Consider the following 20,616-nt stretch of genomic DNA (forward strand, 5'->3'; position numbering starts at 1 on the left):
CAGCTCAGCCCATCGCTTGGCCTTTGCGTCAATCTGAATAAATCAGGTCCGACTCGTTCATTGAAACCCAGGGTGTTGCACTTCAGATTTGAATAAGCCCCGTTTTTTACGGCTTTTTCAGAACCTGTATGAATAGGCCAGACCGATGCTGTCTTGGGCATGCTCTGCCCTTATCGGCGCGGATGTATTGGGCAAACTGGCGTTAGTCATCTTCTTCTTGAAGGAATGGGTCCAGGCAAAATCCAGCTTGCTTGCCGGCGAGAACTGATAAGAAAACCCCGCCGAGCCGAACGTCGTCGTAATGCCAGGCATGACCGCCAGCATGGTCTCGGAACGCAGCGCCTGGGTCGTGAAACGGGCGCCACCTCGCAGCGTCCACTTGCCGGTTTGGTAAGCGGCTCCGAGCGACAGGGCAGTCTGATCCTTGAAATTTAACGGCAACAATATGTCGATATTGGCGCCGCTATCCGCCACAAACCCGACATTGATGTTCTTCATGGCGTCCTTCCAGAAGATCCGGGAGACGTCGGCAGCAATCATCCATTTCTCATTCAACCGGTGGCTTATGCCAAGATTCAATTGCGCCGGCGTTTGAAAGTCACGCACGCTGATCATGCCTTTGAGCGGAACCTGTCCGGCCACGGCGTCGATCGCAGTCAGGGTGGCATCACCTTTCATGTCACCTATGCGGCTCTTCATGGAATACGCAGCACCCAGAACCGTCTCTTTGGAGGCCTTGTAGGTCAGCCCCAAGCGCCCGCCAATACCCCAAGCATCAGCACCACTTGCCACGGGCTGGTTCTTGGTAAAGCTTAAATGCGCACCGCGCAAGTCAGGCAAGCCCCCGAGCACGGGCACAAGGCTACCGCTCGCGCGGCCCGATCCGATCAGCGAACCAACCTGATCCGCGCCAAGCAGCATCTCGAGGTTCATGGCCTGCCACATCACATCGAGACTTGCACCCACGGTCAGCTTGTCATTGACTTCGTAGCTCGCCGCAAAGGGAATGTTCAAGGTCAGCAGGCGACTCGAGTTCTCGAGCCCGGTAGCCAGGCCACCGGTGGCGCGGGAAAGAAAACTGCTGTTTCCATATTCTGTTCCAACCCCACCTTGCGGAAAGAGACCGACGCCAAGCGCCAAGGAGCCGCTGCGATGGGTATATGCCAATTGGGGGGCGGCATAGGGGCCGCGGTTGTTGGAGTGAGTCTTGGAGCGGGCAACCTCCCCTGTCTCTGGGTTCCTGATTAAAAGGTCAGCAAAAATGATATCCATGCCGAGATGGAACTCCGACCCTTGGGGCATCAGCGACAGTGTCGCCGGATTGGTCATCATGCCGGCAGCACCCACGTCGAACGCGGTGGCAGCACCGCCCATCGCCGCCGACACCGGGCCATGCCCAACGAACCGAAAAACGTCGCTGACCGCCAGTGCCGACTGAGATGTGATTGCCAATACACCCACAGTGATCGGGCCAATAAATCCATGTTTCATTTTGTCTCCTTAAAAATAATTAACTCTTTAACGAACAAGCATCTCTATTGGCCCGCCCATGGCCATCCATAGAACGGGCAAGGCTTGCACCTTAGGCCTGTCGCAGGAAATCAATCACCAAGCGGTTGAATTCATCGGCATGCTCCCACTGCGCCCAGTGGCCGCACTTGGAGAACACATGCAAACGCGCGTCATCAATGTTCCAGACCAGCTTCAAGCCGTGGTCCAGCGGAACGAAGCGGTCATCGCGCCCCCAAGTAATGAATGTCTTGGCCTTGATTTCTCCAAGCCTGGCAGACACATCCCAGCTTGAAATCGGTGCCTTTTGCGCGCTGATGAGGAAGTTCTTCAGGTGCTCCGGGTGGCGCTGAATGGCTTCCCAGCGGCCCTGCAGCAACTCTTCGGTGATGAGGGACTGGTCGTACAAAAACACCTGAATCATCTGTTTCAGGGTTTCATAGGATGGCTCGGCGTACAGTTTGAACAGCAGCTTGATGCCTTCCATCGGCATCGGCGCGAACATGCTGGGGCCAAGGCCGCCAGGTCCCATGAGGATCAGTTTGCCGATGCGCTTAGGGTATTCGATAGCGAAGTTCAGCGCCGTGGCGCCCCCCATCGAGTTGCCGATCAGGTGCGCCTGGTCGATGCCCAGTGCATCCATCAGCCCTTTGACGGCACGGGCGTTGACCAGGCCGCGCTGCTCGTCCATCACCACCGCGTCCGACTTGTTGAAGCCGGGCGAGTCCTTCAGGATCACCCGGTAGCCGGCGTCGACAAAGGGGCCGATGTTGCGGTAGTAGTTGCTCCAGCCGCCAGCGCCGGGGCCCCCGCCATGCAGCATGATGACGGTTTCGCCGTTACCCGCTTCGTTGTAGTGAATCTTGAAATCGGAAAAACCTTTTTCATTGATTTTCACGAACTTGCTGGTGGAACTTTCGGTGAGTGCTGTCATTTTTTATCCTTTAAGTGAATGGAGTGAAAACCAGTCAGGTGGCGCGCTTCATGCCGCGCCGGGTTTGAATTCATGCGACGGTCAAGGTCAGCCCACGTTCACGCGCCATGGTCATGGCGGTGTCTTCGATCATGTCTTCCTGCCCGCCGACCATGCCGCGCCGTCCCAGTTCGACCAGGATGTCGCGCGCCGGCACGCCGTACTTCGCACTGGCGCGTTTGGCAAACAGCAGGAAGCTCGAATAGACCCCGGCATAGCCCAGCGTGAGCGAGTCGCGGTCGATGCGGATGATGTGGTCCATGATCGGCACCACCAGGTCTTCGGCCACGTCCTGTATCTTGAACACATCGACCCCGGTCTCGATCCCCATGCGCGCGCACACGGCGATGAACACCTCCATCGGTGTGTTGCCGGCACCGGCGCCCAGGCCAGCGGCGGCGGCATCGATGCGGGTGGCTCCGGCTTCAATCGCGGCGATCGAGTTGGCAACGCCCATGGCCAGGTTATGGTGGCCGTGAAAGCCCAGTTCGGTCTCGGGCTTGAGCGCGGCGCGCACGGCACTCAGGCGCGCTTTCACGTCGTCGGGCAGCATGTAGCCGGCCGAGTCGGTGACGTAGATGCAGTTGGCGCCGTAGCCTTGCATCAAGAGTGCCTGGCTGACCAGTTTTTCCGGGCTGGCCATGTGCGCCATCATCAAGAAGCCCACGGTGTCCAGACCCAGCTTGCGCGATTGGGTGATGTGCTGCTCCGACACGTCGGCTTCGGTGCAGTGGGTGGCGACGCGGATGGTGGCCACGCCCAGGTCTTTGGCCATCAGGAGGTGCTCGACGGTGCCGATGCCGGGGATCAGCAGTGCGCTGACCTTGGCCTGCTTCATCAGCGGAATCACGGCGCCCAGGTATTCCTCGTCGCTGTGCGCCGGAAAGCCGTAGTTGACGGAGCTGCCGCCCAGGCCGTCGCCGTGGGTGACTTCGATCAGCGGCACGCCGGCGGCGTCCAGGCCGCAGGCAATGCTCTTCATTTGCTCCAGCGTCATCAGGTGGCGCTTGGGGTGCATGCCGTCACGCAGCGTCATGTCGTGAACGCTGACTTTTTTGCCTTGTAGCTTCATGGTGGTTCTCTTGAGTGGTTCAGGCGTGGACGGGCTTGAGCGTGAGCCGACCGGCGATGATTTCTTCGGCAAACATCTCGGCGGTGCGGGCCGCAGCGGCGGTCATGATGTCGAGGTTGCCGGCGTACTTGGGCAGGTAGTCGCCCAGGCCTTCGACTTCGAGGTAGACCGAGACGCGCTTGCCGTCGAACACCGGGCCGTTGACCAGCTTGTAGCCGGGCACGTACTTCTGCACCTCTTTGATCATGGCGTGGATGGACTCGGTGATCTTTGGCTGGTCGGGTTCGCTCTCCAGCAGGCAGTGCACGGTGTCGCGCATGATCAGCGGCGGCTCGGCCGGGTTGAGGATGATGATGGCCTTGCCCTTTTTGGCGCCACCCACCTTTTCCACAGCGCCGGCGGTGGTGCGGGTAAATTCGTCGATGTTCTTGCGGGTGCCCGGGCCGGCGGACTTGCTCGACACCGTGGCCACAATTTCGCCGTAGGCCACCGGCTGCACGCGGCTGACGGCCGCGACCATGGGGATGGTGGCCTGGCCGCCGCAGGTGACCATGTTGACGTTCATCTCGCCTTTGCCGACATGTTCCTTGAGGTTGACCGGCGGCACGCAGAACGGGCCGATTGCCGCGGGCGTGAGGTCGATCATGAGGGCACCTTCGGCGTTGACCTTGCGCGAGTTCTCGGCGTGCACGTAGGCGCTGGTGGCGTCGAAGACGATCTGCACGACGTCGGCCTGCATGTGGGGAATCAGACCGTCAACACCGTCAGCGGTGGTCTTGATGCCCATCTCGCGGGCGCGCTTCAAGCCGTCGGATTCCGGGTCGATGCCGACCATCCAGACCGGCTCCAATACCGCGCTGCGCTGCAGCTTGGCCAGCAGATCGGTGCCGATGTTGCCGGGGCCGATCAGGGCGCATTTGATTTTTTTTGTCATGTGCTGAATGTCCGGAAAAGTCAGTGAAAACGCACCGAGCAGTCGCCGATGCCGCCGATGCTGATGCGGAAGTGGTCGCCGGCCTGGGCCGGGAACATGGCGGCCAGCGCGCCGGAGAGAATCACCTCGCCGGCCTTCAGACCGATGCCCAGGCGGCCCAGGGTGTTGGCCAGCCAGGCCACGGCATTGACCGGCGAACCCAGCGCGGCGGCGCCGGCGCCGGTGGCAATGATCTCGCCGTTTTTCTCCAGCACCATGCCGCAGGTCTTCAGATCGATCTTGCGCGGGTCGACGGCGGTGCTGCCGAGCACGAACATGCCGCAGGAGGCGTTGTCGGCCACGGTGTCCTGGATCTTGATTTTCCAGTCGCGGATGCGCGAGTCAACGATCTCGAAGCAGGGCATGACAAAGTCGGTGGCAGCCAGCACGTCGGCGTTGGTGACGCCGGGGCCCATGAGGTCCTTTTTCAGGACAAAGGCGATTTCCCCTTCGGCCTTGGGTTGGATCAGGGAGGACATGGCGATGCTGCCGCCGTCGCTGACGATCATGCCGTCCAGCATGTAGCCGAAGTCGGGCTGGTAGACGCCCAGCATGTTCATTACGGCCGCGCTGGTGACGCCGATTTTCTTGCCGACAACGCGCTCGCCGGCCTGCAGGCGGCGCGAGATCATGCGCTGCTGGATGTGGTAGGCGTGCTCGATGGTGATGTCGGGATGGCGGCTGGTCAGCGGCTCGACCACGGTGCGCGCGCACAGGGCGCTGTAGAGCTCGTCGCCCAGGGTTTCGATCAGTTCAGGGGTCATGTCGGTTCGGATTTTCCAGAAATAGTTGGCGCATGTTTTGGGCGGCAGTGCGCCGAGCGGGCCGCTTCAGCGGCCTTGGGAGCCTGTTCAGCCCTTGATCAAGCCTTCGGCTCGCAGTGCTGCCTGCACCGTTTCGCGGCCTCCGACTCGGCCCATGAAGGCCTGCAGCGCGGGCCAGGGCGAAAGATCAAGGTTGACATAGGCGCCCCAACCGAGCACGACCAACAGATAGATGTCAGCCACGCTCAATTGATCGCCCAGCAGATAAGGCGCACGCTCGAGTTGCCGCGCCACTTGCCCCAGCCGGGCGTTCAGGGTCTGCCGCACCGCGTTTTTCCAGTCCTCGCTGGCGGCAGGGTTGAACAGCGGGCTGAAGCTCTTGTGCAGTTCGGTCGAGATGAAGTTCAACCATTGCTGCAAGTGGTAGCGCTCAAAGCTGCCGTTGGCCGGCGCCAGTAGCTTGCCGGGCACCTGATCGGCCACGTATTGCAGGATGGCGGGGCCTTCGGCCAGCATGCGGCCGTCGTCAAGCTGCAGACAAGGCACGTAGCCGAACGGGTTGATTTCAAGGTAGTCCTGCCCGGAGGCAGTCTTCTTGCTCGCCAGATCGACCTGTACCAACTCGAAGTTCAGGCCCGCCTCGCGCAACGCAATGTGCGGTGACAGGGAGCAGGCGCCAGGACTGTAGTAAAGCTTCATGCAGGGACTCCCATGATGTTCAGGTTGCTGTTCATGTTTTGTTGCGCACCGACTTGTGGCCCCACATGCTCGGACTGTCGTGCCGTGCCACCACCCAGGAGCGGTCCACGGTGCGGGCGCCCCAGCCGTACTCGACCTCGACTCCGGACGGGGTCGCTGCATAGAACGACACCATATGGTCGTTGGTGTGGCACCCCAGCGTGGAGGTGATCAAGCCGTCAGCGTCAACCCGGTCAAACGCAAAACCGACGTCATTGAGCGACGAGACTTCGAGCATGAAGTGGTGAATGCGCTTGGGCAGCGGAAAAGCTGCGATCGCGAGAGTGTGGTGGCGTTCGTTACAGTGCAGAAAATACGCCGGAACCGTCACGTCCGGTCCCATTTTCATGTCGATGACGTCCGACAACTGGAAGCCGAGCACCTGCGTATAAAACGCCAGCGCCTTGTCCGAATCCGGAACGCAGCGCACGAAATGACCCAGCCCTTGCTCCCCGGTCAAGAAACCCGACACCGCTGCAGCGGGCATGAACGGCTTTTCGAACACCTCGCTGGCGCCGTAATAAATCTCCAAGGGCAGGCCAAAAGGATCGGCAAACGAGATCAATCCCATGACACCGCGGCGCTTGGCCATCGAGGCATCTCCCGAGGTGACTGCGATACCGGCCTGTTTGAGTTTTTCGGTCATCTGGGCCAGCCCAGCCGCATCGGCCACCTCGTAGCCCGCGTAGGCCAAATCGTCAACTTCGCCCGGCTGAACGGCAATCCGCCAGGCTCTCGAATCGATGCGGAACAGGCTGCCGTCATCGGTGGCACCCGCTTCCATCAGGCCCAGTTTTTGCGTTAGAAACGAACGCCAAGCGGACACATCCTTGACAGCAAATCCCATGTACCCCAAGCTTTTGATACTCATCTCTGTCTCCTTCGTCGAAGTTCAATGACTGATATTCAGTTTTTCGAGCAAGTCCGCGCCCCCGGCTGCCGAGAAGAATCCACGGACGCCCATGCCGCCGTCGTAGTTCAGCAAGGCACCGGTCGCGGGTGCCACATCGCCTCGTGTGGCAAAAAACACATAAGCACCGGTGTACTCCTCGGTCTCAGGCATGCGACCAATCGGCAGCACGGACTTCAGCATGTCGGCCAGCGGCACGGTCGAAATCGATTGCCCGCTCATTCCCAGCGAGGAAGGGCCTCTGAGATCCGTATTCATGCCGCCTGGAGCCACACCGTTGACGCGCACGTATGGCGCCAGTTCGAACGCCAGCTCGCGCACCAGGCCCACGACTGCGTGCTTGGCTGCGGTGTAAAGGGGGCCTCCGCCATTGGGATAGAAACCCGCATTCGAGATCGTGAAGATCACGCTGCCACGGCTAGCGACCAAGGCTGGCAGGCAAGCCTTGACAGCGTGGATATAGCCTTTGACATTAATGTGAAAGACCTCGTCGAACGCGGCATCGATGCTGTCTTCGGGAAGATCGATCAGTGCCGTCGAGTAGTCCCAAATGCCTGCGTTGGGGATCAGGGTGTCGATTTTTCCGAACTTGGCCACGCAGCGCTCGGCGGCCTGTTTCTGGTCTCGCAGTGAGCGCACGTCGCCGACGATGCCCACCACGTTGTCGCCATGATCGGATTCCAGCTGTTTGATACGATCCGCCGACTTGTCGAGCACTGCCACGTTGGCGCCTTCGGCCACGAACCGGTCCACCAAGGCGCGCCCCAGCCCGGCAGCGCCCCCTGTAATCAACACCACTTCACCTGTCAGTTTCATTTTCAATCTCCTTGTCGTTAAGTTAAGGCAAATCGCCGGTCGAGCTCATCACTGCGGTTTGGCTTTCAGCAAATCCCGCAGGTTCAAGCCGGCGTCCTGCAACTGCCCGGCGGAAACTGGAACCCGTGCGCCGACCAGACGGGTCGCCACGGAAAATTCTTTCGCAGCGTTGATCGCCGTCGCGGCCTCAACGCAGCCATCAAACAACCTGAACAACACCAGCGGCTGGCCGGTCTGCGCCTCGCCGCGCAAGACGATTTCTCCTGGTCCTTCGGCATTGCCAATCATCTGGATGCGGTGGCCCGCAATCTCCGTCCACGAGGTCGGCACCTGTAGCGCCGGCACGGGCTTGCCCAACATGGCGCTGGCGGCGGCTTCGGCTTGCGCCTGGCTGTTCAGATAGGTTTCCAGCGAGCGCTGGCCGCCGCCCCGCAGCGGCCAAGCGGCCACGTCACCGGCGGCGAACACCCTCGGACACGAGCTTGCGCCCGTGGCGTCAACCAGAACGCCGCGCGCGCAGGCGATGCCAGCCGCCCGGGCCAGCTCGTCTGCCGGATCGGCGCCAATGCTGACCAGCACCAGGTCGGCCGCCACCTTGCGGCCATCGGTGCAGACGACGGCACGCACACGCTCTTCGCCTTCGAAACACGAGGCCTGCGCGTTGCGCTCAACCTGGACGCCCAGGCGTTCCAGTTCAGCCCGGCACCACGCCCCTGTTTGGTGGCCCAGCACGCGCAGCAGCAACTCGTCGCCGGCTTCCAGAATCGTGACATTGACGCTAGCCTTGCGGGCGGTGGTCGCCACCTCGCAACCGATCAGGCCGCCGCCGACGATGACAAGCGACTGGCCCGGTTGCAGCGCCTGCCGCAGTGCCAAGCTGTCGGCGCGGTCGCGCAAGGTATGGATACCTTCCAATTCGCAACCCGAAATCGCCACGCGCCGGGCGCGCGCGCCGGTGGCCAGCAGCAGCCGGTCGTAAGCCAGCGGGGCGCCCGATTCGAACTGAATCTGGCGACTGGCCACATCCAGGCAACTCACCCGCCGTCCGAGCTGGACATCCACATGGGCCGATGCGTACCAGGATGTGTCCATGATCGCGGGCGGCTCGGGCGGTTCGCCCATCAGCACCGCCTTGGACAGGGTGGTCCGGTCATAGGCCTGCCGCGACTCGTCCCCGATCAGGTGGAGGCGCCCGGCATACCCCTGGGCGCGCAGTGCGTGCGCAGCCATCGCCCCGGTCAAGCCGGCGCCGATGATGGCGATGGTTTCTATTGTTTCGATCATGGCGCCAGATACCCAGCATCGAAGTCGACAAACACTTCATTGCCTTCGACGCGGATCGGGAATACTTTCAATGCCTGACAGGGCGGCGGGGATTTGATCTTGCCCGTGCGCACACAGAACTTTCCCATATGCAACGAGCATTCCACGACGTCGCCATCCAGATAACCGCCCTCAGACAGGGACCAGTCGCCGTGGGTGCAGCGGTCTTGTGTGGCGAACAGCTCGCCATCCACATTGAAAATCGCAACGAAGGTGTCTCCACTTTCGACCTTCAGGGCTTCGCCTTCAGGTACATCGCTTCGCTCACAAACTCGGGTAAATTTCATATCGCTTCTTGTCACTGGTTCGAAAGATTCAAATCGCCTTGGGCGAACAGTCACTGGCCAGCAGGCGCTTCGTCGGCTGTTGGTGGGGAGCTGGTGAGTGATTCAATCTCCTCAGCGATTCGACGCCACGGCACTCCAGGCAAGTAGGCCCCAGCCAATCCACATCACATGGATCGCCAACGTGACAAGCCCGAACCACAAGGCCTCGTGACTCCACACGATGCTGTAAAAATCCCACAGGCTATCGACGACTTCAGTTGCAATGACCACGGGAATGACGGCCTCATAGCGAACCGGATCGAGTGCGCCCCACAAGGCGACCACCCCGATGGCGCCCAACTGAAGACCGACAACCGCCCAGGCGTCCTGCAGCACGGTGAAGATAGGCTCACCGACGCGCAGTTCGACGCCTGGGTACATCGTGCCGAACAAACCCAAGGTGCTAAAAGGAAGCGTCCCAATGAGGTTGATGATGTAAAAAAGGCCGATGCCGATTAAAAACGGACGCACTTTCGTCATGGCAGCTTCCTCGGTTCAGGCGGGTGCAGGTTGCTTGCTTAGAAGAAGATGCTCAGGTTGTTCGACAACAACGTACTCTGGTCCAGCAGGATGGTGCGCTTGGCGATCTTGAAGCCAAGACCGTTGTCGGCGCGGCGCAGCACATCCCGCCGCTCGCCCGCGAAGATGTCGACCTGGCGCTCCAAGCGATTGCGGTAGAGAATGAAGGCGGAACTCACTTCAAAGCTGTTGGGCTCAGCCGCCTCATTGATGAGGACATTGGAGACCAAGTGGCGCGTTCGGGACGGCGGGTTTTCCGCCCAGCCCAGTTCCGAGGTTACCTTGCGGATGCGACCGTACATGGTTTCATAGGTTTCGTCGAAATGAGCAAAATCTTGGTCGCCGGAATACTCAAGTTTGCTCTCCCGGAGCGTGCGGTTGGTGCGCAGCGGCATGAAGTAGCGGATGTCCTTTTCAAGCAGGGCAAACCATGCCTCGTAAGCCCGGTGGTCGAGCAACTGCGCTTCGCGGTAGTAAAACTGCTCAATCTCGTTCTGCAACTCGAGGCCAACGGCCTTGCTTTGCCATTCAAATGTTTTGAAAGAATGGGGGGATGGGTTTGTCATGACTGCTTATCTCCAAGTGAGTATCAGGGAGCGAAACCTCGTCGCGCTGTTGGCACAAGCACGTCCGCCCCATGATGAATTTTCATCCGATTGAACGACTTAACGATTGCGCCCTGATCAGGGTTTGAGCGTGGCCCAGTTTGGCTCCGACATCACGCGAGCCCAGTGGTGGTACATGCCCCGAGCCGCTTCTTCGGCGTAGACGTAGCCGACCTTGCCGGGAAAATCAGGATGTCCGGTCTTTGACCGACCCAGGCCCATCTGGGCATTGAGCGGCTGGCTCTTGGCCTTGTGACCGCGCAGCACTTTCTGAATCTCGACCCAGTTCTCGCCATCGTCCTGCTCAAACACACCCCCTGCAGAGAATGTACGAATGTTGTGCCGGCGGTATTCTTCCTTGATCTCTTCGGGTGCATCGACATCGACCAGAGTGAATGCCCATACCTCGATTTCGTTGGGGCCACGCGGGTGCCAGCTACGGATGGTGTTAATAGCGGGCAAGAATGAACAGGTGGGGAAGATATTCATGTGCTGGCCAAACATGCGTCGAACCGGCATGGTTTGACCCAGACGCTTTTCTGCAAGGTCAGCGGCCGGACCCTCAGTCCAGTACTGGGTGACCTTGGGACCCATCACGGCCATTAGCATGCCCGGCTCGTCAACAAACCATCCCGTTCCGTGCCCGCCCCAATTGGCCCGGAACTGATTCCCTTTGGTAGGGACTTGAGCATTCGACAAATCCATTTCTGGCGGCATGCCCGCCAAAATGCCGGACAGGTGCGACATCGTGCCGGCGTGGTACATGTCGCTACAGAACTGCTCGGCGGCAAACTTCCAGTTGCACGGAATGACCCACTTCTGTATGCCGCCAATGGCCTCGGTTCCCGCCGGTGTACGGTCCAGCATGACGTCCATATAGGGGCGCGCGTCACCGAGGTAGGTCTCCAGATCAGGCGCTTCCGCGTCCCAGTTAGCGAATACCAGGCCCTTATAGATGGCTACGCGCGCTTGCAGCGGACCCCAGTCGGCCTTGTCAAAGCCACAGTCGCTCTCCTTCTTGTCGCAAAACGCCTCTTTCTCAAAGGGCACGTTCACCAGATTGCCTGCAATGTCGTAGGCCCAGCCGTGGTAGCTGCAGGTGAACGCCTTGGCGTTACCGGCATCCGTGCGACAGATGCGCATGCCGCGATGCCGACACTGATTCAGGAAAACCTTGATGCTTTTGTCTTGCTGCCGCACCATGACGACCGGATCTTCGCCCATGTATGTGGTCAGGAAGTCCCCGGTTTTAGGAACGTGACTCTCATGCCCGAGCAACAACCAGGAGCGGCCAAAAACCCGCTCAAGCTCCAACTCGTAAAGACCCTGATCGGCATAGATGCGTGGGTCAAGCAGTCCTTTTTCCTGATCGACCAGAGCCCGGATCGCGTCGGGCGTCCAATTGCGCGTCCACTTCACTGGGGACTCCTGCGCTTCTTTGATTACTGAACTCATGACTTAATATCTCCGTTGAAATACCCTTGGCAGGGCGGAAAAAATACCTAGCTTTTCCATCACACCAAAAAAATACCTGTGATGTTGGCGTCACCGCAACAAACCGAATTGCCGAACCACCAAAATCGATGACTCAATATGGGCCCGCAACAACTGAGTACAGCGCTCGACATCACGCGCGAGTACGCTGTCACGAAGTGCCAAGTGCTCCTCATGCACGTTTCTGGCAGGCTGGTTGTGCATTGCCGTCAATCGGCGGTAGCGCTCCATTTGCAAATACAGGATGGACAGGAACCGCTGGGTCCAGGCGGATGAACACGCTGAGATCAGGGCTTCGTGAAAGTCGCGGTTAGCTTGCTCCCACTGATTGAACAAGTGAACTGGATCGCGCATGGTGCGCTCGTCGAGGAGCGAGAGCCGGTGATACGAACTGACGACCCGCGCCTCCCATTCGGCGTCGCCATTCAGCACACTTTGGCGCAGCGCTTCGCACTCAAGCGCGATCCGCGTGGTTGCCAGATCACGCATGTCATCCAGAGACATGGGGGTCACATGAAATCCACGCTGGGCCTGCGTCTGCACCAGGTTATTGGCCACCAGCAGGGAAAGCGCCTCCCGCACGGTCCCGCCGCTCACCTCATAGCGCGACTTGAGATCTTCAATGGCGAGTCTGGAGCCAGCAGCGAGTCGCCCCTCCACGATGTCCGCCCGCAACCGCTGAAACGTCGCCTCAATCAGGCTTCGCACGCTTGCGCCAGGCGCTGGCGACGCATCCCCAAATGACTTGTCGCCCCCCATGGTCTGGCTGTTTGGAGTTCTCGCATTCATTGCATTTCTCACATGGTCATTACAGAAATTTCCCCACATTCCTGAACCGACTGACTCAGGATTCGGTAGCACGCGGCTCGTCATAATGTCGATATTATTATCGACATTCGACATATATGCCCAGTGAAAACCCTAGGTGTCTGCTCGGTCGCAGCGTTTTTTTTGACAGCTACGCGTGAAGGCGGTTGGTAGGTGCGGTTAGCGATCTGGCTGTGTCCGGCGCCAGCGCAGCGTGTGAGGCAGCCGTTGCAGGCGGCCCAGTTGGCCGCGCGCGGCTTCACCAGCCGTGCCGATGCGATTGAGTGTCCGCAAGGCCTCATCGCCACGCACGGTGGTACCGCGTCGCTGGGAGCTGCGGTGGCCACGCCGAACGGCGGCTGGCATCTGCGCCACAACCTGTTCAAGTTCCACGCCGCCTGTTATGGCACACATGCCGCCATTGAGGCCGCGAGCCACTTGCGCCTGCAACACGCACTGCGGGTTGATGACGTGTGCCGCGTGACGGTGCGTGCCAGTTCCGCCTGCGAGGGTGTATGCAACATCGCGGAGCCGCGCACCGGGCTGGAGGCCAAGTTCAGTCTCCGTCACACGGTGGCGATGGCGCTGGCCGGGGTCGACACCGCCGGATTGGACGCGTTCAGTGACGAAGCCGTATACGCGCCCGAGGTGGTGGCGCTGCGTGATCGGGTGCAGGTTTTGCTCGCACCTCAATGCCCGGACCTCACCCTCAGCGAGGTGGTGATCGAGACTCAGAGCGGCACAGTGCTGCGCCAACGCTACGACAGTGGGCGCCCAGCCAGCGACCTGCTGGAGCAGCAGCAGCGCCTGGAGGAAAAGTTTCGCCGGCTGGTCAAGTCTGTGCTCATACCTGACGAGTGCGACGAGCTGATAGACCTGGTGGCACGGCTCGACGAACTGACCGACCTCTCGCCGCTGGCAGGCATGCTGGCTCGCCAAGCGTGCTCTGATCGACACTAACAGCGTTTATTGGTGCGGGCAGGCTGGCGGGCAGAAAAAAAAGAGACGTGCAATACCCCTCATTGGTCGGCGTTTTTGCTCTCCGCGGAAGGGCTGCGCCCAATGCGGCAAAACAAGCGCTGCAACATGCTCCTGGTCTCCCCACGGGCCCGCTGCTGCGGATGGTGACCAACTCCAGGCAGCGCCGCCACTTCAAGCGGCATCAGACCGTGGCGAAACAAGGCAATCGCGCTGGGCCGCCAGCCATATTCATCGTCATTGCCGAACAACACGGAGACCGGACAACGCACTGCGGCAAGCTCGACGCTCATGTCCCATTGAAGTGCCTGCGGGCTGGCCCAGGGCTCGTACCAGCCCCAGAACATGGTGTCGGTGTTGTCGCCATGGTGGCGACGAAGTTTTTCGCGCAAGCCGTCTTGCTCAAACGCGCGCCGCGCGACGGCCATGGCATCCACCATGAACTGATCCACAGCCATGGTTGGCGAGCAGGCAAAAACGCCGCATACCAGCTCAGGATGCGCCGCCGCAGCCAGCACCGACATGGCTCCTCCATCACTGTGGCCGAACATCAACGCCTTGTGGATTCCAAAGTGGCGCAACACCTCGCCAAGCACCGGCCCAGCCTCTTCACGCCGGTAGCTGGGCTCGCGCCCACCCACCAGACTCTCGGATCGCCCATAACCATACCGGTCATAGGCCAGCACCGGCCAGCCGCTGGCTTCGGCCAACACCTGAGGCAGGTCTTTCCAGGTGGTGATGCAGTCCAGACCGCCATGCATCATCACGATGGTCGGCTGCCCGTTGCCCACATCACCCCAGGTGGTGGCGGCCAGCCGATGGCCTCCCGCAAACAGTTCGTGTTCCTTCATTTCGTTCTTTTTCATCATGTCAATCTGCCTCCGGGTTGGGCATTGCAGAGGATCCACACAGCCTACAGGTCGGCCTGTCCAGTCAGCAGTTGGCGCGCGACGGTGCGGCGCTGGATTTCGCCCGTACCGTCGGGTATGCGCATCACGCGGGCGAAGCGGTAGCCCTCTTCCAGGCGCAGTTCGTTGGTCAGGCCCATGCCGCCGTGGATCTGGATGCTGCGGTCCATCACGCGCCCCAGCATCTCGGTCGAAAATGCCTTGACCATACTGACCTGCGCGGTGGCGGCGTGGCCGCTGTCCAGGCGCCAGGCACAGTTCTGGATCATGGTCTTGGCAGCGTAGATGTCCATCGCGCTGTCGGCCAGCATGAGCTGGATGGCCTGGTGCTCGGCAATGGGCACGCCAAAGGTTTTTCGCACCTTGGCGTAGTCCACCGCCTGGTCCAGCGCCCAGCGGGCCAAGCCCAGGCAGGATGCAGCCATGCCCATGCGCCCGGCGTTGACGCCGTCCATGGCCACCGCCAAGCCGTGCCCGACGTCGCCGAGCCGGTGGTCGTCGCGCACACGCACGCCGTCGAGCACGATGACGCCGGTGTCGCCGCCTAGGTGACCCATGGTGTTGATGATGCGCGGCACTGAAAAACCTGACGCGCGCGTGTCGACGAAGAAACCGGTGACACCACCCTTGTGGCGCGCTGCGGCTTCGGGGTCGGTCAGCGCGAACACCATGGCGTAATCGGCGTAGGGCGAGTTGGTGATCCACTGCTTGGTGCCGGTGAGCACCCATTCGTCACCGTCGCGCACGGCGCGGGTTTGCATGCCGAATACATCGGAGCCCGCATCGGGCTCGCTCAGACCAAAACACAGGGTCTTGTCGCCGCTGGCGATGTCGTCGCGGTACTGCGCGAAGATGTCCGGCTTCAGATGCCGCAGCACAGGCGACAGACCGTTGGTGAAGGGCGAGGGCAGCACCACCGTCTGCACCAGCGGCTGGGCCGGACCCACGCAGTGGTTGAGGCTCTCCTGCACATGGGCCATGACCTGCGCGCCCTGCCCGCCACCACCCAGTTTTTCGTCGCCGAACAAGGTGTAGAAGCCCAGTTCCGCGGAGCGCTTGCGCACCTGCTGGCGCAGCGCCAGCGCCTCGGGCACATAACGGCCGCTGGCGTCGAACAAAGTGCGTTCGCTGCCCAGCAGATCGTGGTGGCGCTGCTGCAGTGGCAGCACTTCGCGCTCCACGAAGCGCAGCACTGCCTCGGCAATCGCCACGGTATCGGGATCGATGGTGAAGTCCATATGGGAAACCTCGGCGCTACAACAGCCGGAACTTCGGCAGCGTGACCTCGTCGGTCACGTCGTCGTACTGCACCGTCACACGCTGGCCGATGCGCACCGCCTCCACATCGTCGGTGACGATGTTGGTCATCATGCGCGCGCCCTCGTCGAGGTCGATCACCGCCACCACGTAGGGGGTGTCGGCCTTGAAGGCCGGACCGGCCGGCCGGCGCGCGATGGTGTAGCTGTAAATGGTGCCGGTGCCGCGCGCATCGACCCATTCGACGGCGTCGGAATGGCAGTGCGGGCACAGGACGCGCGGATAGAAATGGTGCTTGCCACAGTCATGGCAGCGCTTGAGTGTCAGGCGATGTTGTTTCAGGGCGTCCCAATAGGAGCGGCTCTCGCCATCGATGACGGGCAGGGGTTTGTCGTACATGGTGTTCACCGGGTGGAGAGAATGCAAGTGGCACCGCTGGAGAGCGTGCCGCCGGTGCCGTGGACCAGCGCGGTCACGGCGTCCTGGATCTGGCGCGGGCCGCATTCACCGCGCAACTGGCGCACCGCCTCGATCAGCAGGAAGATGCCGTACATGCCGGGGTGTGCGTAAGACAGACCGCCGCCGTTGGTGTTAAGCGGGAATACACCGCCCGGCGCGGTGCGCTGGTTGGCGACAAAGGCTCCACCCTCGCCACGCTTGCAAAAGCCCAGCGCTTCGAGCGTCAGCAGCACGGTGATGGTGAACGAGTCATAGACCTCAACCACGTCAATGGCGTCATGCCGGATGCCCGCCATGGCAAAGGCGTCCCGACCGGCCACTTCGGCGGCCGTCAGGCGCGCTAGGTCGGGCATGGCGGCGATGGTCCAGTGGGTGTGTGATTCGCCGTAACCGCGCACGAACACCGGCTTGCGACCGAGCGCCTTGGCGTGCTCGGCGGTGGTCATGACCAACGCGCCACCACCGTCGGTGACCAGACAGATATCGAGCAGGTGCAGCGGGTCGGAGATCATCGTGCTCTGGAGCACATCCTCGATCGACAGCGGCTCGCGCATGGTGGCCGCCGGATTGAGCGCCGCCCACTTGCGCGTGGCCACCGCGATCTCGGCCAGGTTCTCGGAGGTGGTGCCATATTCGTGCATGTGGCGCTTGGCCGCCATCGCATAGCCGCCCACCGGCGTGGGCATGCCCCAAGGCGTCTCGTACTGCATGGTCAGCACCGCCGGGCGCCCGGCGAGGTTGCGGCTCATCTCGCTCTTCTGCAGGCTACCGTAAGTGATCAGCGCCACCTCGCAGCGGCCAGCCTCGATGGCGGTGGCGGCATGCGCCACATGCGCCTCGAAGGCCGAGCCGCCGATGTTGGTGCCGTCGACGAAGCGCGGCGTAATCCCCAGGTACTCCGACAGCGTCACGGTCGGCAACTGGCCCGGACCGGGCACCCCCCACATACCGGCGGTCAGCAACCCATCGACTTCGTGCATGGCGATGCCGGCGTCCTTCAAGGCGTCGCGGGCGACCAGCGCCTGGGCCTGCAGGACCGACATGGGCGCAAGGACCTTGCCGTCCTTCAGTGGCAGGTCGGCAACGCCGACGATCACAGCTTCTCGTTTTGTCATAGTTGGAAGTTTCCTAGTGTTGAATATCCCGGTCCACCCGGTCTGTACTGTTGATCCGGCCCTTTGACGTCGCGAGTCGTAGACGGGCTGCCACAGGCAAACGACTCACGAAAGTTCAAAATTCATGGAGCCGGAGCAGCAGGCAAAAAAGTAATGGTTTCAGTGAAGTCGGCAATGGTCTCGCCACGCTGATTGATCACCAAATGTTGCAACTCCATCAGGGTGTAGCCGCGCGAGGTCGTGGGGAGCAACCGGGCCTCCCCTTCGACATGAATGGTGTCGCCCGGAAACAGCGCACCGCGCAGGCGCGCCTGTACGCCGGTCATACCGCCGAACGGGCCGACTTCGTGGCCTTTGAGCGTGCCCTTGATGATGCCCGCCACGTAAGTCGCCAGCAGCCCCATGCCTAGCGAGATGACCATCGGGCCGGGCGCAAAGCGGCTGCGATGCGATCCGGTCATGTTCTCCCGGATGTACTCCATGTCGATGAAAAATGGTTCATGCAAGCCGACCACATTGACGAAGGTGACGATGTCGGTTTCGCTGATGGTGCGCCGGTGCGTCTTGAAATGATGCGACTTGGCACTGTCGGTCAGCTTGGTCATTTTGAAGTCCGGTGATGGATGGGGGGTGGTGATGGATGAAAGTGGTCCTCTGCGGGCAATCCCTCGATCGGCCTGTCCCGCTGTTTTGACAAAGTCGGGTTTTTATGTCTCCAGCGCCGGAGAACAGCGGATGAACCCAGCACCCTTGACTGGCGGTCCACTTCAGGGCCAGATCGCCCTCGTCACCGGTGCCACGGCCTTCATCGGTCGTGCCATAGCGCTGGAGTTGGCGCGGCGCGGCGCGCACGTGATCGTCAACGGCCGCAATCCCGAAGCCGGGCAGGCGGTGATCAACGAGATCGCTGCGAACGGCTACAGCGCCACGTTTGAACAAGCCGACCTGACCAATAGCGATGCGGTTCATGCCATGGTGGATCGAGTTGCCGAGCGCCACGGTCGCCTTGACATCCTGGTGGCCAGCGGCGCAGATGCCAGTGCCGACTTGCCGTTCTTTCGCCTTTTCAAGGAAATGCGCGACGGCGGCTTCGACAACTACATCCGCGCCCACTGGCTCACCCGCGTGTATGCGATCCAGGCGGCCGCCCGCGTCATGGCACTGCACGGTCGCGGCAAGATCGTCGCGGTGGGTACCGCCGCGGGCCGCGTGGCCACGGTCGGCGAATCTTTCATTGGCGGTGCCACAGGCGGCATGATGCAAATGTGCCGCGTGCTGGCACGTGAACAGGGGCGCGACGGCATTCGCGTCAACGCGGTGGCGATGAGCTACATCTGGGATGCCGAGCCGCGCTGGGGTCCGGGCTCGCCAGCGCTCGAAGACGGCCATGGTGCGGGCATGATCGAGAACCCGCGCAAGCGCATGCTGTTTCCAGTGCATTGCCAGAACATCGCCAACTCGGCGGCGTTCTTGGCCGGACCGGAGTCCGATGCCATCACCGGCCAGACGCTCAGCGTCAACGGCGGTTTGAGCACACCGGGCTGACATGGCCATCAGGCGCCACCGTGCGCGGCCTTGACGGCCGCGCGGTCAATGCTATCGGCACCGCCCAAGGGGAGTGCCGATACAAACACCACGTGCTTGGGTTTTTTGTAGCGTGCGATGCGACCGCCCACAAACTCGATCAACTCCTCGGCACTCAGCGTGCACCCCGCCTTCAGCACGCAGACAGCCTTGACCGCCTCGCCCCACTGAACGTCCGGCACACCGAGGACCACCACCTGCGCCAGCGCCGGGTGCTCCATAATGACCCGCTCGACTTCAGCCGGATAAACGTTCTCGCCCCCCGGCTTGATCAACTCCTTGGCCGGTGAACGCCCGCTGTACCAGAGGTAGCCCTCGGCATCGACGCGCCCCATGTCGCCCGTGTGGTGCCAGCCGTTGCGCAGCGTGAAGGCGTTGTCTGCTTCACAGCGCCAGTAGCCCTGGAACACCATCGGCCCCCGCACCACAATTTCGCCGGTGGCGCCTGTGGGCAACGGGCGGTCCAGTTCGTCCACCACCGCGACCATGTTCAGCGCGGTGGGACGCCCGGCGCTGCCGGGGCGCTCGTCAAATGGCGCCAGGCTGACCGAGCCCGAGGTCTCGGTCTGGCCGTAGGCACTCCAGAAGGTCGCCTGGGGACAGGTGGTGCGCAAGCGCGCGATGGTCTCGGGCACATCGATCCCCGACACCACGCGCAACCTGGCCAGTGAAGAGCCTTGGGCGGCTGCGGCGTCCAGCAGGGCACCCAGCATCGGTGGAAAGGTGCCGATCAGGCTGCCCCCGTCCTCGTCGATATGTTTGACCAGACTGGGCGGATCGAAACGTGTCAACAGCAGCGTCGCCCCGCCCGCCTGCTGCGTGGCCAGCATGAAGCCGATGGCGGCCACGTGAAACAGCGGCAAAACGCCCAGATTGACGTCCGTCGGCGTCAGGTGCCAGGCCAGTTGCGTCTGCAGGCTGGCGGCAATCAGGCCGCGGTGCGAGAGCAGCGCGCCGCGCGGCCGACCGCCCACGGCGGCGGTGTGGATGATGAGCAAACCGCTGTCGTCGGCCAGACCGGGCAGATCCGCCGCCTGCGTATCGCACTCCCGATACAGCTCACTGACGGGTTGCCATGGCGCTGGCGCGGCGCCCAGCGTGTAGCGCAGCGTGTCGTCCAAACCGCGCTGCGGCAGCAGGGCCTGGAATTCATCGGCCACGATCAGCACCCGCGGTGCCACGTCCTCGATGACATAGGCGACCTCCTCGGCCGACAGCCGCCAGTTGATCGGCACCACGATCGCGCCCAACTGGGCTGCGGCGCCGAACAGATCGACGTATTCCAGGCAGTTGGGGGCCAGTATCGCCAGCCGGTCACCCTGGCCCACGCCTGCGTCCGCCAGACCGGCTGCCAGGCGCGCTGTGCGCCCGGCGTACTGGGCGTGCGTGATCCGCTGATTGCCGAACACCAGAGCGGTGTTCGATCCGTACAACCGCGCGTTGCGGTTGATGAGATCGTGCAGCGTAAAAGATCGCAAACTCATTT

At 61.8% G+C, this 20,616-nt stretch carries 22 protein-coding genes; 2 read left to right on the forward strand and 20 right to left on the reverse strand.

Annotation, left to right across the window (positions count from 1 at the left end; all coding sequences use genetic code 11):
• Positions 1–117 precede the first annotated feature (117 nt).
• The 14 genes from IV113_RS08840 to IV113_RS08905 all read right to left on the reverse strand — a co-directional run bounded on the left by IV113_RS08840 (position 118) and on the right by IV113_RS08905 (position 12,811).
• A complete protein-coding gene (locus tag IV113_RS08840) occupies positions 118–1,491 on the reverse strand; it encodes an outer membrane protein transport protein (protein ID WP_291083254.1) in 1,374 nt (457 codons plus the stop codon).
• A 91-nt stretch (positions 1,492–1,582) separates the two neighbouring features.
• The gene (gene bphD, locus IV113_RS08845; RefSeq protein ID WP_291083257.1) at positions 1,583–2,443 is read right to left on the reverse strand and encodes a 2-hydroxy-6-oxo-6-phenylhexa-2,4-dienoate hydrolase; all 861 of its coding nucleotides are present in this window, start codon (positions 2,441–2,443) and stop codon (positions 1,583–1,585) included.
• Between the two features lie 70 nt (positions 2,444–2,513).
• Positions 2,514–3,554, reverse strand: coding sequence for a 4-hydroxy-2-oxovalerate aldolase BphI (bphI, locus tag IV113_RS08850; RefSeq protein WP_056270880.1), 1,041 nt, complete (start codon positions 3,552–3,554; stop codon positions 2,514–2,516).
• 19 nt (positions 3,555–3,573) lie between these two features.
• Positions 3,574–4,488, reverse strand: a complete 915-nt coding sequence (bphJ, locus tag IV113_RS08855) for an acetaldehyde dehydrogenase BphJ (protein WP_291083263.1) — start codon at positions 4,486–4,488, stop codon at positions 3,574–3,576.
• Between the two features lie 20 nt (positions 4,489–4,508).
• Positions 4,509–5,291 (reverse strand): 2-oxopent-4-enoate hydratase, encoded by a 783-nt coding sequence (dmpE, locus tag IV113_RS08860; protein ID WP_056270877.1) that lies wholly within the window; start codon positions 5,289–5,291, stop codon positions 4,509–4,511.
• A gap of 87 nt (positions 5,292–5,378) precedes the next feature.
• Complete coding sequence (gene gstA / locus IV113_RS08865; RefSeq protein ID WP_291083266.1) at positions 5,379–5,990, reverse strand: glutathione transferase GstA; 612 nt, start codon at positions 5,988–5,990, stop codon at positions 5,379–5,381.
• Positions 5,991–6,021: 31 nt separating this feature from the next.
• A complete protein-coding gene (gene bphC, locus IV113_RS08870) occupies positions 6,022–6,900 on the reverse strand; it encodes a biphenyl-2,3-diol 1,2-dioxygenase (protein ID WP_291083269.1) in 879 nt (292 codons plus the stop codon).
• Positions 6,901–6,921: 21 nt separating this feature from the next.
• Positions 6,922–7,755 (reverse strand): cis-2,3-dihydrobiphenyl-2,3-diol dehydrogenase, encoded by an 834-nt coding sequence (gene bphB / locus IV113_RS08875; protein WP_056270871.1) that lies wholly within the window; start codon positions 7,753–7,755, stop codon positions 6,922–6,924.
• Positions 7,756–7,803: 48 nt separating this feature from the next.
• The gene (locus IV113_RS08880) at positions 7,804–9,039 is read right to left on the reverse strand and encodes an FAD-dependent oxidoreductase (protein WP_291083272.1); all 1,236 of its coding nucleotides are present in this window, start codon (positions 9,037–9,039) and stop codon (positions 7,804–7,806) included.
• The gene (locus IV113_RS08885; protein ID WP_291083275.1) at positions 9,036–9,365 is read right to left on the reverse strand and encodes a non-heme iron oxygenase ferredoxin subunit; all 330 of its coding nucleotides are present in this window, start codon (positions 9,363–9,365) and stop codon (positions 9,036–9,038) included. The genes IV113_RS08880 and IV113_RS08885 overlap by 4 nt, the downstream gene beginning before the upstream one ends.
• A gap of 111 nt (positions 9,366–9,476) precedes the next feature.
• The gene (locus IV113_RS08890) at positions 9,477–9,884 is read right to left on the reverse strand and encodes a BphX family protein (protein WP_291083278.1); all 408 of its coding nucleotides are present in this window, start codon (positions 9,882–9,884) and stop codon (positions 9,477–9,479) included.
• A 38-nt stretch (positions 9,885–9,922) separates the two neighbouring features.
• Positions 9,923–10,489: an aromatic-ring-hydroxylating dioxygenase subunit beta gene (locus tag IV113_RS08895; RefSeq protein WP_056270858.1), complete on the reverse strand. Its 567-nt coding sequence runs from the start codon at positions 10,487–10,489 to the stop codon at positions 9,923–9,925.
• 117 nt (positions 10,490–10,606) lie between these two features.
• A complete protein-coding gene (locus tag IV113_RS08900) occupies positions 10,607–11,983 on the reverse strand; it encodes an SRPBCC family protein (protein ID WP_056270855.1) in 1,377 nt (458 codons plus the stop codon).
• A gap of 90 nt (positions 11,984–12,073) precedes the next feature.
• On the reverse strand, positions 12,074–12,811 hold the full coding sequence (locus IV113_RS08905; RefSeq protein ID WP_177135413.1) for an FCD domain-containing protein: 738 nt from the start codon (positions 12,809–12,811) through the stop codon (positions 12,074–12,076).
• 192 nt (positions 12,812–13,003) lie between these two features.
• On the opposite strand from IV113_RS08905, the gene IV113_RS08910 reads away from it, so the two are divergent.
• Positions 13,004–13,789 carry a hypothetical protein gene (locus tag IV113_RS08910; protein ID WP_291083288.1) on the forward strand — a complete coding sequence of 262 codons (786 nt, stop codon included), beginning with the start codon at positions 13,004–13,006 and terminating at the stop codon, positions 13,787–13,789.
• 59 nt (positions 13,790–13,848) lie between these two features.
• Here the strand turns inward: IV113_RS08910 and IV113_RS08915 are convergent, their stop codons facing one another.
• From IV113_RS08915 to IV113_RS08935, 5 genes are all read right to left on the reverse strand, one after another.
• Positions 13,849–14,676, reverse strand: coding sequence for an alpha/beta hydrolase (locus tag IV113_RS08915; RefSeq protein ID WP_291083291.1), 828 nt, complete (start codon positions 14,674–14,676; stop codon positions 13,849–13,851).
• Positions 14,677–14,720: 44 nt separating this feature from the next.
• Positions 14,721–15,953, reverse strand: coding sequence for an acyl-CoA dehydrogenase family protein (locus IV113_RS08920; RefSeq protein ID WP_291083294.1), 1,233 nt, complete (start codon positions 15,951–15,953; stop codon positions 14,721–14,723).
• 16 nt (positions 15,954–15,969) lie between these two features.
• The gene (locus tag IV113_RS08925) at positions 15,970–16,371 is read right to left on the reverse strand and encodes a Zn-ribbon domain-containing OB-fold protein (protein WP_034694630.1); all 402 of its coding nucleotides are present in this window, start codon (positions 16,369–16,371) and stop codon (positions 15,970–15,972) included.
• Between the two features lie 5 nt (positions 16,372–16,376).
• Entirely contained in the window at positions 16,377–17,546 is a 1,170-nt protein-coding gene (locus tag IV113_RS08930; RefSeq protein WP_056278147.1) for an acetyl-CoA acetyltransferase, read from the reverse strand.
• Between the two features lie 122 nt (positions 17,547–17,668).
• Positions 17,669–18,151: a MaoC family dehydratase gene (locus IV113_RS08935; RefSeq protein ID WP_056278151.1), complete on the reverse strand. Its 483-nt coding sequence runs from the start codon at positions 18,149–18,151 to the stop codon at positions 17,669–17,671.
• A gap of 130 nt (positions 18,152–18,281) precedes the next feature.
• Here IV113_RS08935 and IV113_RS08940 point away from each other — a divergent pair, with 130 nt between their 5' ends.
• Complete coding sequence (locus IV113_RS08940; RefSeq protein WP_291083308.1) at positions 18,282–19,091, forward strand: SDR family oxidoreductase; 810 nt, start codon at positions 18,282–18,284, stop codon at positions 19,089–19,091.
• Positions 19,092–19,099: 8 nt separating this feature from the next.
• Here IV113_RS08940 and IV113_RS08945 read toward each other — a convergent pair whose 3' ends face one another.
• Positions 19,100–20,614, reverse strand: a complete 1,515-nt coding sequence (locus tag IV113_RS08945; RefSeq protein WP_056278157.1) for an AMP-binding protein — start codon at positions 20,612–20,614, stop codon at positions 19,100–19,102.
• Between the last annotated feature and the right edge of the window lie 2 nt (positions 20,615–20,616).

It is taken from the genome of Hydrogenophaga sp. (assembly GCF_018780385.1).
Taxonomy (GTDB): Bacteria; Pseudomonadota; Gammaproteobacteria; order Burkholderiales; family Burkholderiaceae_C; genus Hydrogenophaga.